This window comes from Solimonas fluminis, assembly GCF_002930645.1.
Lineage (GTDB): Bacteria > Pseudomonadota > Gammaproteobacteria > Nevskiales > Nevskiaceae > Solimonas_A > Solimonas_A fluminis.
The window spans coordinates 18042-31833 of record NZ_PSNW01000001.1; the positions used below are offsets into that span (position 1 = coordinate 18042).

Sequence of the window (13792 nt, forward strand, 5' to 3'; positions counted from 1 at the left end):
TGTTCATGCGGGAGCGGCTTTAGCCGCGGCCCTCTGCGTCGCCCCCGGAAGGATCGCGGCTGGAGCCGCTCCCACGGGGGGCCCCTCAAACCGTCAGGTGATGCTTCACCAGGTCGTCGCTGAGGGCCGGGATCGCTCCCTGCGCCACCACGCGGCCCTTGTCCAGGATGCGGAACTCGCTGGCCACGCGGCGGGCGAACGGCAGCTTCTGCTCCACCAGCAGCACGGTCAGGCCGGTGTCCTGGTTCAGCCGCAGGATCAGGTCGCCGATCTCCTGCACGATGTTGGGCTGGATGCCCTCGCAGGGCTCGTCCAGGATCAGCAGCCTCGGGTCGTACACCAGTGCGCGGCCGATGGCGAGCTGCTGCTGCTGGCCGCCGGACAGGTCGCCGCCGCGGCGCCGGGCCATCTGCTTGAGCACCGGGAAGGTGGCATAGACCCTTTCCAGCGCCTCGGCCTGCCCGCTCTTGCGCACGTAGAGCCCCAGGCGCAGGTTCTCCTCCACCGTGAGCTGCGGGAAGATCTCGCGACCCTGCGGCACGTAGCCGATGCCCATGCCGGCGCGGCGGTCGGCGGCGATGCGGCGGATGTCCCTGCCCTCGTAGAGGATCTCGCCGCTGGCCACCGGAAGCAGGCCCATCACCGCGCGCAGCAGCGTGGTCTTGCCCATGCCGTTGCGGCCCATCAGGCAGGTCACCGAGCCGGTGGCCACGTCCAGGTCCACGTCCCAGAGGGTATGGCTGCCGCCGTAGAACTGGTTGACGCCCTTGACGCTCAGCACCGCGGTTCTCCCAGGTAGACCTCGATCACCTTCGGGTCGTTCTGGACCTCGTCGATGGTCCCCTCGGCCAGCACCGAGCCCTGGTGCAGAACGGTGACGGTACGGGCGATGGAGCGCACGAAATTCATGTCGTGCTCCACCACCACGACGGAGTGCTTGCCGGCCAGCGAGGTCAGCAGTTCGGCGGTGCGCTCGGTCTCCTGCGGTGTCATGCCGGCCACCGGCTCGTCGACCAGCAGCAGGGCCGGGTCCTGCATCAGCAGCATGCCGATCTCCAGCCACTGCTTCTGCCCATGCGACAGGGAGCCGGCGCGGGCGCTGCGATGATCCTTGAGGCCGATGGTCTCGAGCACCTCGTCGATGCGCGTCAGCTGCTCCGGCGTGAGCCGTGCGAAAAGCATCTTCCAGACCGACTTGTCGCCGGCCATGGCCAGTTCCAGGTTCTCGAACACGCTGTGCTCGGAGAACACCGTGGGTTTCTGGAACTTGCGGCCGATGCCGGCCTGGGCAATCTCCGGCTCACCCAGGGTCAGCAGATCCAGGGTCTGGCCGAACCAGACCGAGCCGGTGTCCGGTCGTGTCTTGCCGGTGATGACGTCCATCATCGTGGTCTTGCCGGCACCGTTGGGCCCGATGATGCAGCGCAGTTCGCCGGGTGCGACGTAGAGCGACAGGTCGTTGAGTGCACGGAAACCGTCGAAGCTGACCGTCACGCCCTCGACGTAGAGGATGATGTTGTGGGTCAGGTCCAGGCTGGGCGCCGAGCTGCTGCCGCGGCGTTGCAGCACGCGGCCGAAGGCGCCGCCGAATCGCCCGGCCATGCCCATCGAAGTGGGTGCGTTCATGTGCTGATCGCGCGCGCGCGGCGCTGCCTCAGGGTTTGGAGCTTGTGCTTCAGGTCCGGCAGCAGGCCGACGACGCCGCGCGGCAGGAACAGCGTGACGACCACGAACAGCGCGCCCAGGACATACAGCCAGGCGTCCGGCAAGGCGTCGGTCATGACGGTCTTGGCATAGTTCACCATGATGGCGCCGACCACCGCGCCGTAGAGCGTGCCGCGGCCGCCGACCGCGACCCAGATCACGACCTCGATCGAGTTGATCGGCGCGAACTCACCGGGGTTGATGATGCCCACCTGCGGCACGTACAGCGCGCCGGCCACGCCGGCCAGCATGGCCGAGAAGGTGAACAGCCAGAGCTTGTAGTTCTCCACGCGGTAGCCGATGAAACGGGCTCGGCTCTCGGCGTCACGGATGGCCTGCACCACGCGGCCGAAGCGCGAGCGCACGATCGCACGGCAGGTGAAGTAGCCGGCACCGAGCGCCACGGCCGTGGCCATGAACAGCACGATGCGGGTTTCCGGGTGCTTCAGGTCAAAGCCAAGGAGGTCCTTGAAGTCGGTCAGGCCGTTGTTGCCGCCAAAGCCCATTTCATTGCGGAAGAAAGCCAGCAGCAGGGCATAGGTCAGTGCCTGCGTGATGATCGACAGGTAGACGCCGGTGACGCGCGAGCGGAAGGCGAGCCAGCCGAACACGCCGGCCAGCAAACCCGGCGCGAAAAGGACCATCAGCATCGCGAACGGGAACACGTCCATGCCGTGCCAGAACCAGGGCAGTTCCTTCCAGTTGAGGAACACCATGAAATCCGGCAGGACCGGGTCGCCGTAGACGCCTCGCGTGCCGATCTGGCGCATCAGGTACATGCCCATGGCGTAGCCGCCCAGCGCGAAGAAGGCCGTGTGCCCGAGGCTCAGGATGCCGCAGTAGCCCCAGATCAGGTCTACCGCCACCGCCAGCAGGGCGTAGCACATGTACTTGCCGATCAGGGTGACGGTGTAGCCCGACAGGTGCAGAACGTGTCCTTCCGGCACGGCCAGGTGCAGGATCGGCACCAGCAGGGTGACGATGGCCAGCACGGTGAGGAAGACACCGCTGGGGCGGTCCTCGCGCATCATCACCTGGTAGGGCGTCGGCGGCGCCGGCTTGAAAGCCGGGCGCGGGGCGGCGGGTTCGGCAGCGGTGCTCATCAATGACCCTCCGCAGCACGGCCCTTCTGCGGGAACAGTCCGCGGGGCTTGCGCTGGATGAACAGGATCAGGGCCACGAGCACGAGGATCTTGGCCAGCACGGCACCGGCATAAGGCTCCAGCAGCTTGTTGACCACACCCAGCGCCATGCCGCCGATCAGCGTGCCCCAGAGGTTACCCACGCCGCCGAACACCACGACCATGAAGGAATCGATGATGTAGGCCTGGCCGAGGTTGGGGCCGACGTTGGTCAGTTGCGACAGCGCCACGCCGGCGATGCCGGCGATGCCGGCGCCGAGGCCGAAGGTGGCGGCGTCGACCCAGTCAGTGCGTACACCCATGGCCTTGGCCATGCCGCGGTTCTGCGACACGGCGCGTACCTTCAGGCCCAGCGAGGTGCGCTTGAGAACGCCCAGCAGCAGCGCAAAGACCATGAGGGCAAAGATCAGGATGTAGAGACGGTTGTAGGTGATCGAGAACACGTCGTTGATCTGCCAGACGCCGCTCATGAACTCGGGGATCGCGACCGGGCGGTTGTTGGCGGAGAAAATCGACCGCACCAGCTGCTGCAGCACCAGGGAAAGGCCAAAGGTGGCCAGCAGCGTCTCGAGCGGCCGGCCGTAGAGGTGCCGCACGATGACGCGCTCGATGGCGACGCCGAAGGCTCCGGACACCAGGAAGGCGGCGGGGATCGACAGCAGCAGCGCCAGGCCGGTGTTCTGCGGCATGAGCAGCTGCATCACATAAGCGGTGTAGGCACCGAGCATGATCAGCTCGCCATGCGCCATGTTGATCACGCCCATCACGCCGAAGGTGATGGCCAGGCCGATCGCCGCCAGCACCAGCACCGAGCCGAGGCTCAGGCCGAAGAACAGGGTCTCGACGCCTTGGTAGAAGCTGCGCCAGGAGTCGATGCTGCGCACCGCCGCCCCGGCGGCATTGCGCACCGCCGCGTCGGCATCGGCCTCGTCGCCGCTAGCCATCCGCGACAGCCGGTTGTAGACCTCGGTGCTGCGGTCGCCGTCCAGGCTCGCGATGGCGGCCAGCCGCTGCGCCGGTTCCTCCGAAGCCAGCCCGGCGAGCGCCAGGGCCAGTTCGATCTCATGCTTCACCGCGGCGTCGGTCTCCTGCGGCAGGCGCGCCTGCAACGCCGCCACCGCGGACTCGTCCAGTTCACGGCGCATCTCGCGCACCGCCTCGATGCGCATGCCCGGTTCCGCGCTGGCCAGGCCGAACTGCGCCAGCAAGCCCTTCAGCGCCTTGCGCAGGCGGTTATTGGTCCCGATCTTCTCCAATTCGTCGGGCGAGGCCGGCGTCGCCGCCGCGCCGCTGAGGGCGTCGGTATAGCCGCCCTCGCCTTCAAGGTAGGCATGCCCGGCGGCATCGGCATGAAGCTTGCCGTCGAGCCAGCCCCGCAACAGGGTCAGGGCCTGGGGATGGGCGCTGCGCGCGATCCTGCCGGCCAGTTCCTCCTTCTCCAGGTAGGAGGCCGTGGGCAAAGCCGCCACGGCCGTATCGAATTCATGGCCGGCGGCAGCCTGCGCCATCGCGGCACCGGCCTGCAGGCAGAACATAAAAAGCAGCAGCGGTCGGCACAGAAGTGCGAGCCAGCTCCTGTACCGCCGCTGCTGATTCCTTCGGAGATGCATATTCGTTTTCACGCAATAAGCGGGCCGGGAAAGCCGGCTCCCGGGATCGGGAGCCGGCTTTCCGCGTCAGGGCTCAGTAGTTCTGGCCCGAGCACTTCTTGGTCTTGGTGTTGTAGTTGCCGCACTTGAGCTTGACCCAGTCGGCTTCCACGTCCTTGCTGCCCGGGAGGTAGTCGGACCAGGCGTCGCCCGCGACCTCACCCTTGGTCTGCCAGACGATGTCGAACTGGCCGTCCTCGCGGATCTCGCCGATGTACACCGGCTTGGTCAGGTGATGGTTCGGCAGCATCTTGGCGGTGCCGCCGGTCAGGTTCGGCACTTCCAGGCCGATGATGGCGTCGCTGACCTTGGACACGTCGGTGGTCTGGGCCTTCTCCACCGCCTTGACCCAGAGCTTGAAGCCGATCACGGTCGCCTCCATCGGATCGTTGAAGGTGCGGTCCGGCTTCTTGATGAACTTCTGCCAGGTGGCGATCTCGGCCTTGTTGGCCTTGGTGTTGATGCTCTGGAAGTAGTTCCAGGCCGCGAGGTGGCCGACCAGGGGCTTGGTGTCGAGGCCCGCCAGTTCCTCCTCGCCCACCGAGAAGGCCACGACCGGGATGTCCTCCGCCGAGATCTTCTGGTTGCCCAGCTCCTTGTAGAACGGCACGTTGGCGTCGCCGTTGATGGTGGAGACCACCGCCGTCTTCTTGCCCGCCGAACCGAACTTCTTGATGTCCGCCACGATCGACTGCCAGTCGGAGTGACCGAAAGGCGTGTAGTTGATCATGATGTCTTCCTGCTTCACGCCCTTGCTCTTGAGGTAGGCCTCGAGGATCTTGTTGGTGGTGCGCGGATAGACGTAGTCGGTGCCGGCCAGGACCCAGCGCTTCACGCCAATGTCCTTCATCAGGTAATCCACCGCCGGGATCGCCTGCTGGTTGGGCGAGGCGCCGGTGTAGAACACGTTCTTGGACGATTCCTCGCCCTCGTACTGCACCGGGTAGAACAGCAGGCCGTTGTTCTTCTCGAACACCGGCAGCACGGACTTGCGCGAGACCGAGGTCCAGCAGCCGAACACCACGTCGACCTTGTCCTTGACCAGCAGCTGCTCGGCCTTCTCGGCGAACAGGGGCCAGTTGGAGGCCGGGTCCACGACCACGGCTTCCAGCTTCTTGCCCATGACGCCGCCCTTCTTGTTCTGCTCGTCGATCAGCATCAGGACGGTGTCCTTCAGCGTGGTCTCGGAGATCGCCATGGTGCCGGACAGCGAGTGCAGCACGCCGACCTTGATGGTGTCGGCGGCCTGGACCGCGAAGCTCGCTGCGCCGAGCGCCACGGCCGCCAGAATGGTTTTGAGTTTCATTACAGAGACTCCGTTGCTAAGGTGTGGATGACTGCGCCAGCCGCTGACGGATGGCGCAGTCTCATGACGCCGATGGCGTCGGATCAGAACGTGAACAGGGCTTCGATCGCGAACGAGTCCGAATCGCCGTTGGTGTCGGATTCGTCCATGCGGTATTCGCCCACCAGCAGCAGGTTGTCGGCGACCTTGTAGCTGGGCGACAGGGTGATGGCGCTGCCGTCGTCGACGGTGGCACCGCCGGCGTCCTGAATCTCGAAGTCGTGATAGCGGAGCGTGATGCCGTAGGGGCCCTTGGCGTAGTTGGCCATCAGCAGGTAGCCATCGCCGTCGCCGTCGACGACCGCGCTGGAATCGCCGTACTCGACCGTGTTGTATTCGCCCGCGAAGGTGAACCCGGCGACCGCGTAGGAAACCCAGACGTTGATGATGTCCGTGTCGGTGTCGTTGTCCGCGATGTAGAACGCCTTCGCGGTCAGCCCTTCGATGGGCATCACGGCCAGGCCGAATTCGTATCCCTTCTTGTCGTCGACGCCCTCGACGTTGTTCCGGTCGTTCGGATTGAAGGCGCTGGTGACGGCGGACCCCATGACGGCGAACTTGCCGCCGTTGTAGTAGGCCGACACGCCATTCTGGTAGTAGCCGTAGAAGTACTTGGCGTAGCCGGTGCCGCTGTACTGGAACAGGCCGGTGGGCTCCTCGGTTTCCCAGCCGCTGTAGCTCAGAAAGCGGCCCGCTTTCACGCTGAACTTCTCGGTGAACGCCTTGGTGATAAAGGCCTGCTCGACGAAGGTCTCGTCGTCGCTGCCGTCGAAGCCCTCGCCGTACTCGATATCGACCTGGGCGGAAACACCGCCCGAACCGGCGTACTTGAAGTCCATCTCGAACTGGTCGATGCCGACGCTCTCCGTGCTGGATCCGCTGTCGGGGTTGACCGATGAATACGACATGTCGAGAAAGCCGGTGACGCTGAGGCCGTTGCCAAGCTCGATGTCGGCCTGTGCGACCGGCATGGCACCCGCCGCGCCCACGGCCATCAGCGCCGACGCCCAGCGCGTTGCCTTGCCGACCCTGTTCATGCGCCGCGCTCCCATTTCCTTCTTACTCACGTTCCATCTCCCTGTGTGTACATCCGTCAATGGGCCTGGGCCCGAGAAAATCCTTGCCTTCCCCGGCCGGCCGAAGCGGCCCTCCCAACGGGTTCGCTGCGGCCGGACGCGTGGTCGGAGGCAGGGGGCAGGCCTGGATCGGGGATGGCGGCATCCTTCTTGCTTCGCCGACCCCGCGCCCCTTCAGGCGGCACCGCTCCCTTCGCCAGAACAGGCTAGGCGGCGGGTCGGGACACCGGTATGGGGTAATTGGCGTAAGGGGGTGGGGTATTTGACGTAGATGCAAAGCCCAGGCGCCCCGGCATCATCTGGCCGTGCGTGGAGAGGTCAACCAGAACCTAGAGAGATGGCACAGACGGATTCGAGAACAGGCGGCGATGCCGCGGCGGGCTGCGGGGCCCTGCCGTGACGGTATCGTTGCAGCCCCAGGCGGCACCCGCGCGCAGCCGCCAGCTCATCGTTCGCGAGCGGCGGCGGTACAACAAATGGGTAGGCAGCCAGACCCTGGAGGACTACGCGCTGCGCTATACCGCCGAAAAGGCACGCAAGTACTCCTCGTTCCGGGTGGCCAATACCGCGTTCGGCGCCATCTCCTTCCTGGCCTGCGAGGCCATCGGCGCGACCCTGACGCTGGCTTACGGCTTCGCCAATGCCGCCACGGCCATCGCCCTGGTCTGTGCACTGATGTTCTTCATCGGCCTGCCGATCGCCCGCTATGCCGCGCGCTTCGGCCTGGACATCGACCTGCTGACCCGCGGCGCCGGTTTCGGCTACATGGGCTCCACGATCACCTCGCTGATCTACGCCTCGTTCACCTTCCTGCTGCTGGCGATCGAGGCCAGCATCATGTCCGGCGCCCTGCACCTGCTGTTCCGCATTCCCCTGTGGCTGGGCCACATCATCAGCGCGCTGCTGGTCATCCCCATCGCCATCTACGGCATCCGCATGATCAGCCGCGTGCAACTGGCGACGCAGCCGGTCTGGCTGATCCTGCAGTTCGCGCCCTTCGTGTTCCTGCTGATGTCCGGCGGGCGGGAGATGGCCGGGTGGACGCACTTCCCCGGCCGCCAGGGCGCCGCGGACGGCAGCCTGGACCCCATGCATTTCGCGATCTGCGCCTCCACCCTGCTGTCGCTGCTGCCGCAGATCGGCGAGCAGGCGGACTACCTGCGCTTCCTGCCGGATAGCCGCAAGATCGGCCGCTGGCGCTGGTGGACCGCATTGCTGACCACCGGGCCGGGCTGGGTCTTCATGGGCGGCATCAAGCTGATGGCCGGCTCCTTCCTGGCCTATTTCGCGCTGAATCACGGGCTCAGCGAGGCCAGCGCGGCGGAACCGGCGGAGATGTTCTTCGTCGTCTTCCGGGAGATGCTGGGTTCGCCCCTCGTCGCCCTGGTACTGACCGGCGTATTCGTCATCACCTGCCAGCTCAAGATCAACGTCACGAATGCCTACGCCGGCTCCATCGCCTGGTCCAACTTCTTCTCGCGCCTCACCCACGCCCACCCGGGCCGCGTGGTCTGGCTGGTGTTCAACGTCCTGCTCGCGCTGCTGCTGATGCAGGTCGGCATCCTGCACGTCATCGAAACCGTGCTGGTGCTGTACGCCAACTTCGCCGTGGCCTGGATCGGCGCCCTGACCGCCGATCTGGTCATCAACAAGCGCCTGGGCCTCAGCCCCGCCAGCATCGAGTTCAAGCGCGCTCACCTGTACGACATCAACCCGGTCGGCGTCGGCGCGATGGCCGCGTCGATCATCGTCTCCACGGCCGCCTTCATCGGCACGCTGGGCCCCATGGCCCAGGCCCTGTCCCCCTTCGTGGGTCTGGCCGTCGCCTTCGCGATGGCCCCGCTCATCGCCTGGCTGACCCAGGGCCGCTACTACATCGCGCGCAACGCCGACGGCCTGTCGACCCGTGCCGAGCAGTTCTGCTCCATCTGCGAGAACAGCTTCGAGCGCAGCGACATGGCCCTGTGCCCCGCCTACAACGGCCCCATCTGCTCGCTCTGCTGCACCCTGGACGCGCGCTGCCACGACGTCTGCAAGACCAACAGCCGCTTCAACGAGCAGGTCACCCAGCTGCTGTCGCGGTTCCTGCCACAACGCTGGCTCAGCGGGGAATACAGCGGCACCGGCCAGTTCGTCGGCACCTTCCTGCTGTTCAACCTGGTCATCGTCTCGCTGCTCGGCTTCATCTACCTGCAGTACGTCGCCGCCTCGCCCGGGGACGCGGAAGTCGTCGGCCACGCGCTGATGATCGTGTTCTTCGCCCTGCTGGTGGTCACCGGCATCTCGGCCTGGCTGCTGGTGCTGGCCCAGCACAGCCGCCAGGCCGCCGAGCAGGAAACCCGGCACCAGACCGCGATGCTGATGGACGAAATCGAGGCGCACGAGAAGACCGACGCCGCACTGCAGAAGGCCAAGGAGCTCGCCGAAAGCGCCAACGAGGCCAAGAGCCGCTACATCGTCGGCATGAGCCACGAGATCCGCTCGCCGCTCAACGCGATCCTCGGCTATGCGCAGCTGCTGGAGCGCGGCACCGCCAGGCCCGAGAACGCCATCCAGGTCATCCGGCGCAGCGCCGGCCACCTGTCGAACCTGGTCGACGGCCTGCTCGACATCTCCAAGATCGAGAGCGGCATCCTGCGCCTGAGCCGCGACAAGGTGCCTTTTGCCGAATTCCTCGACCAGATGGCCGACATGTTCCGCATGCAGGCCTCGGCCAAAGGCATCGAGTTCCGCTACGCGCGGCCGGAGCTGCTGCCGGCCGCGGTCAACACCGACCAGAAGCGCCTGCGCCAGATCCTGATCAACCTGCTGTCGAACGCGATCAAGTACACCCGCGACGGCCACGTGGGCCTGGCGGTCCGCTATCCGTCCAGCCAGGTCGCCGAGTTCGAGGTCAGCGACAGCGGCATCGGCATCCGCCCCGAGGACCTCGAGAGCATCTTCAAGCCCTTCGAGCGCGGCGGCATGCCCGGCATCCAGGGCGTGCCCGGCGTCGGGCTCGGGCTGACCATCACCAAGGTCCTCGTGCAGATCATGGGCGGCGAGATCGCCGTGCGCAGCACGCCCGGGCAAGGCAGCCTGTTCTCGGTCCGCCTGTACCTGTCGGAGGCCTCGGCCGGCAGCGTGAGCACGGAGCGGCGCCGCATCGTCGGCTATCTCGGCCCGCGCGTGACCGTGCTGATGGCGGACGACGATCCGGCGCACCGCGGCCTGATGGAGGGCGTCCTGCGCCCGCTCGGCATCAACCTCTTCGCCGCCAGCGATGGCCTGGGCGGACTGGAGCTGGCCAGCGAATGCAACCCGCATCTGGTCATGCTCGATATCGCGATGCCCGGCATGAGCGGCTGGGAAGTCGCCGAAACCCTGAGGGCCCTCGAGGCCCCGCAGCCGAAGATCATGATGGTGTCGGCCAACGCCCACGACTACAGTCCCGGCGGCGACGGCAATGCCGTGCACGACGCCTTCCTGGTCAAGCCGATCGACGTGGACACCCTGCTCGAACGGCTCGGCAGCCTGCTGGGACTGCGCTGGATCTACGAAGGCGAGGAACCGGCCAGCGAGCCGCCGCCCGCGTTGAACGCCAGCGAGCGCCCGCCGCTATCGGCGCGCCCGTTCATCGACGAGCTGGTGCGCCTCGGCCGCATCGGCCATGTGCGCGGCATCGAGGCCAAGCTCAAGGAAATGCAGTCCCAGGTGCCGGAGAGCGACGCCTTCGCCCAGCGCCTGCTGAGCCTGGTCGCCGGATTCGACATGAAGGGCTACACCCAGCTGCTCGACAGCGTGCGCGAAGAGGCCGGCAGCGATGCATGACACGGGCGAGAAGCGGCGCGACATCGTCCTGGTGGTCGACGACACGCCGGGCAACCTGAGCTTCCTGACGGATACGCTCGACCAGGCCGGAGTCACCGTGCTGGTGGCCACCGACGGCACCAGTGCCCTGGCGCTGGTCGACCAGATCACCCCGGACCTGATCCTGATGGACGCGGTGATGCCCGGCCTGGACGGCTTCGAAACCTGCCGCCGCCTCAAGCAGGACAAGCAACTGTCCCATGTGCCGGTGATCTTCATGACCGGACTCTCCGAGAGCTGGCACGTCGTCAAGGGCCTGGAGGTCGGCGGCGTCGACTACGTCACCAAGCCGATCGTCGTCGACGAACTGCTCGCCCGCATCCGTGTGCACCTGGCCAATGCGCGGCGTGCCCACGGCACCCGCGCCGCCCTCGACGCCACCGGCCGTTACCTGCTGTCCACCGACCAGGCCGGAGAGCTTCAATGGTGCACCCCGCGCGCGGCGCAGCTGCTGTCGGAGCTGTTCGCCGGCGCCGACGACCATGGCCTGCCGCCGGCAGTCGCCGAGCGCCTGCGCCAGCTGCGCCAACAGGGAGCCGAACAGCAGGACAGCGCCTTCATCGAGTTCGACGGCCGCCGGCTGGAGTTCTCCTATATCGGCACGACCAGCCCCTCCGAGTTCCTGTTCCGGCTCGCCGACGTCAGCCCCGGGCGGGAAGAGCGCACCCTGCAGGACGCACTGTCGCTGACGGCCCGCGAGGCCGATGTGCTGGTGTGGATCAGCCGCGGCAAGGCCAACCGCGAGATCAGCGAGATCCTCGGCATCAGCCACCGCACGGTGAACAAGCATCTCGAGCAGGTCTTCGAAAAGCTGGGCGTCGAGAACCGCGCGGCCGCCGCGGCCCGCGCCGTCCGCATCCTCAATCAATGAACCCATGGAGCCAACACCCGTGAAACCCATCCATCCCACGCTGAGGCGGATCGCCCTGGTCGCGGTGCTGTTCATGCCGATGATGGCGGAGGCGCACCCCGGCCACACGGGCTTCGCCCTGCGCGACGGCTTCCTGCATCCCTGGCTGGGCCTGGACCACCTGCTGGCGATGCTGGCCGTCGGCCTGTGGGCCCGTCAGGGGCAGGGCCTGTCCGCTGGCGGAAACCGCCGCCCGCTGCTCCTGCTCCCTGCCCTGTTCATCCTGGCCGTCGCCCTGGGGGCGATCGCGGGTGAACGCCTCGGAGGCAGCGGCGTGGTCGAATCCCTGATCGCCGCTTCGCTGATCGCGCTGGGCGCCCTGCTCGCGGCGGCCCGCGGGCTCCCCCTGGCCATCAGCATCACCCTGGTCCCGGCAATGGGCCTGGTTCACGGCTGGGCTCACGGTGCCGAGATGCCGGCCGACGCGCCGATGCAGGCCTGGTTTGCCGGCTTCCTGTCGGCGACCGCATTGCTGCACCTGTGCGGCATCGGCCTCGCCAGCCTGGCGATGAGGCGGGATGCCGCCCTGGCCCTGCGCGCCGGCGGCGTCGGCCTGGCCGCGGTCGGCTGCGGCCTGCTGGCGGGCCTCTGAGCGCTGCGGGAACTGCCATGTCGAGCATCGCCGCAAGACCTGTCGTGATCATGGGACGGCCCTACGCGCAGCGCCGCTCCTGGCGCGCGAGCATCCGCATGCAGGTGGATGCCCCGGCCGGACGCAGCCGCTTGCGCGACTGCGAGCATTCCGGCCCGCTGCGGATCCAGAAAGTCCTGTATCCGCAGGGCGAGCGGCTGGCGCAGCTGCTGTTGCTGCATCCCCCGGGCGGCATCGCCGGCGGCGACCAGCTGGCTGTCGAGCTCAGCGTGGAAGAGAACGCCCACGCGCTGCTGACCACCCCCGGCGCGGGCAAATGGTACAAGTCCGGCGGCGACGTCGCGCGCCAGGACGTCGCGCTCAAGGTCGCCGCGGGCGCGGCGCTGGAATGGTTTCCGCAGGAAGCCATCGTGTTCGACGAGGCGGTGGCCGAGCAGACGCTGACCATCGACTGCACCGCGGACGCGCGCTGCTGCGGCTGGGACATTGTCGTGCTGGGACGGCAGGCCCGTAACGAACGCTTCATGGCCGGCCGCTGGTCCCAGCACATCGAGATTCGCCGCGACGGCCGCCTGCTGTGGCTGGAACGCAGCCGCATCCAGGGCGACGATGAACTGCTGAAATCCGTGGTCGGCTGGAACCGGCACCACGTCAGCGGCCTGCTTTGGGCTACCGGCTTCACGCCGGACGAGGCGCTGATCGACCAGTGCCGCAGTTCCGGGGAGGCCGACGTGATCCTCGGCGTCACCGCCCTGCCCGATGGCCCCCTGCTGGTCCGCGTCCTGGGCAGCAGCGCCGAGCAGGTGCGCGAAGTCCTGAGCCGGATCTGGACCCTGCTGCGGCCACCTTTGCTCGGCATCGCCGCGCAACTGCCAAGAATCTGGAGCACCTGATGGAACTGAGCCCGCGCGAGAAGGACAAGCTCCTGATCTTCACCGCCGCCCTGCTGGCCGAGCGCCGCCGCGCACGCGGCCTCAAGCTGAACTATCCGGAGGCGGTGGCACTGATCTCCGCCGACATCATGGAAGGCGCCCGCGACGGCCGCAGCGTCGCCGAGCTGATGCGCCATGGGCGCACGCTCCTGAAGCGGGAGGATGTCATGGACGGCGTTGCCGAGATGATCCCGGACATCCAGATCGAAGCCACGTTCCCGGACGGCACCAAGCTGGTCACCATCCATGATCCGATCGTCTGAGGAAAGAACATGATTCCCGGAGAACTGCTGGCAGCCGAAGGGGAGATCGACCTCAACCCGGGTCGGCCCACCATCCGTCTTACCGTGACCAATACCGGCGACCGCCCCGTGCAGGTGGGCTCGCACTACCACTTCCATGAAACCAATGCCGCGCTGCAGTTCGATCGCGGCGCTGCCCGCGGCTTCCGCCTCAATATCGCGGCCGGCACGGCGGTGCGCTTCGAACCGGGCCAGGGGCGCACGGTGGAACTGGTCGCGCTGGGCGGCGACCGCATCGTCTACGGATTCAATGCCCGGGTTTCGGGGCCGCTCGACCAGGGGAGCAACTGA

At 67.1% G+C, this 13792-nt stretch carries 12 protein-coding genes; 6 read left to right on the forward strand and 6 right to left on the reverse strand.

What is annotated here, in order from left to right; all coding sequences use genetic code 11:
* Window positions 1-85: 85 nt before the first annotated feature.
* The 6 genes from urtE to C3942_RS00060 all read right to left on the reverse strand — a co-directional run bounded on the left by urtE (window position 86) and on the right by C3942_RS00060 (window position 6907).
* Window positions 86-781 (reverse strand): urea ABC transporter ATP-binding subunit UrtE, encoded by a 696-nt coding sequence (gene urtE, locus C3942_RS00035; protein WP_104228295.1) that lies wholly within the window; start codon window positions 779-781, stop codon window positions 86-88.
* The gene (gene urtD, locus C3942_RS00040) at window positions 775-1626 is read right to left on the reverse strand and encodes an urea ABC transporter ATP-binding protein UrtD (protein ID WP_165797253.1); all 852 of its coding nucleotides are present in this window, start codon (window positions 1624-1626) and stop codon (window positions 775-777) included. The genes urtE and urtD overlap by 7 nt, the downstream gene beginning before the upstream one ends.
* A complete protein-coding gene (urtC, locus tag C3942_RS00045; RefSeq protein ID WP_207765956.1) occupies window positions 1623-2735 on the reverse strand; it encodes an urea ABC transporter permease subunit UrtC in 1113 nt (370 codons plus the stop codon). The genes urtD and urtC overlap by 4 nt, the downstream gene beginning before the upstream one ends.
* 71 nt (window positions 2736-2806) lie before the next feature.
* Window positions 2807-4381, reverse strand: coding sequence for an urea ABC transporter permease subunit UrtB (urtB, locus tag C3942_RS00050; protein ID WP_104228296.1), 1575 nt, complete (start codon window positions 4379-4381; stop codon window positions 2807-2809).
* A 148-nt stretch (window positions 4382-4529) separates the two neighbouring features.
* Complete coding sequence (gene urtA, locus C3942_RS00055) at window positions 4530-5801, reverse strand: urea ABC transporter substrate-binding protein (RefSeq protein ID WP_104228297.1); 1272 nt, start codon at window positions 5799-5801, stop codon at window positions 4530-4532.
* Window positions 5802-5884: 83 nt separating this feature from the next.
* Window positions 5885-6907, reverse strand: a complete 1023-nt coding sequence (locus C3942_RS00060; RefSeq protein ID WP_207765918.1) for an outer membrane beta-barrel protein — start codon at window positions 6905-6907, stop codon at window positions 5885-5887.
* Between the two features lie 405 nt (window positions 6908-7312).
* On the opposite strand from C3942_RS00060, the gene C3942_RS00065 reads away from it, so the two are divergent.
* Genes C3942_RS00065 through C3942_RS00090 form a run of 6 tightly spaced genes read left to right on the forward strand, consistent with a single transcriptional unit; the run spans window position 7313 to window position 13792 of the window.
* Complete coding sequence (locus C3942_RS00065) at window positions 7313-10726, forward strand: hybrid sensor histidine kinase/response regulator (RefSeq protein WP_243393476.1); 3414 nt, start codon at window positions 7313-7315, stop codon at window positions 10724-10726.
* Entirely contained in the window at window positions 10719-11636 is a 918-nt protein-coding gene (locus tag C3942_RS00070; protein ID WP_104228300.1) for a response regulator transcription factor, read from the forward strand. The genes C3942_RS00065 and C3942_RS00070 overlap by 8 nt, the downstream gene beginning before the upstream one ends.
* 19 nt (window positions 11637-11655) lie before the next feature.
* On the forward strand, window positions 11656-12267 hold the full coding sequence (locus tag C3942_RS00075; protein WP_207765919.1) for a HupE/UreJ family protein: 612 nt from the start codon (window positions 11656-11658) through the stop codon (window positions 12265-12267).
* 17 nt (window positions 12268-12284) lie between these two features.
* Entirely contained in the window at window positions 12285-13160 is an 876-nt protein-coding gene (locus C3942_RS00080) for an urease accessory protein UreD (RefSeq protein ID WP_104228302.1), read from the forward strand.
* On the forward strand, window positions 13160-13462 hold the full coding sequence (locus C3942_RS00085; RefSeq protein WP_104228303.1) for an urease subunit gamma: 303 nt from the start codon (window positions 13160-13162) through the stop codon (window positions 13460-13462). Before C3942_RS00080 ends, C3942_RS00085 begins: the two co-directional genes overlap by 1 nt.
* 9 nt (window positions 13463-13471) lie before the next feature.
* Window positions 13472-13792: an urease subunit beta gene (locus C3942_RS00090; RefSeq protein ID WP_104228304.1), complete on the forward strand. Its 321-nt coding sequence runs from the start codon at window positions 13472-13474 to the stop codon at window positions 13790-13792.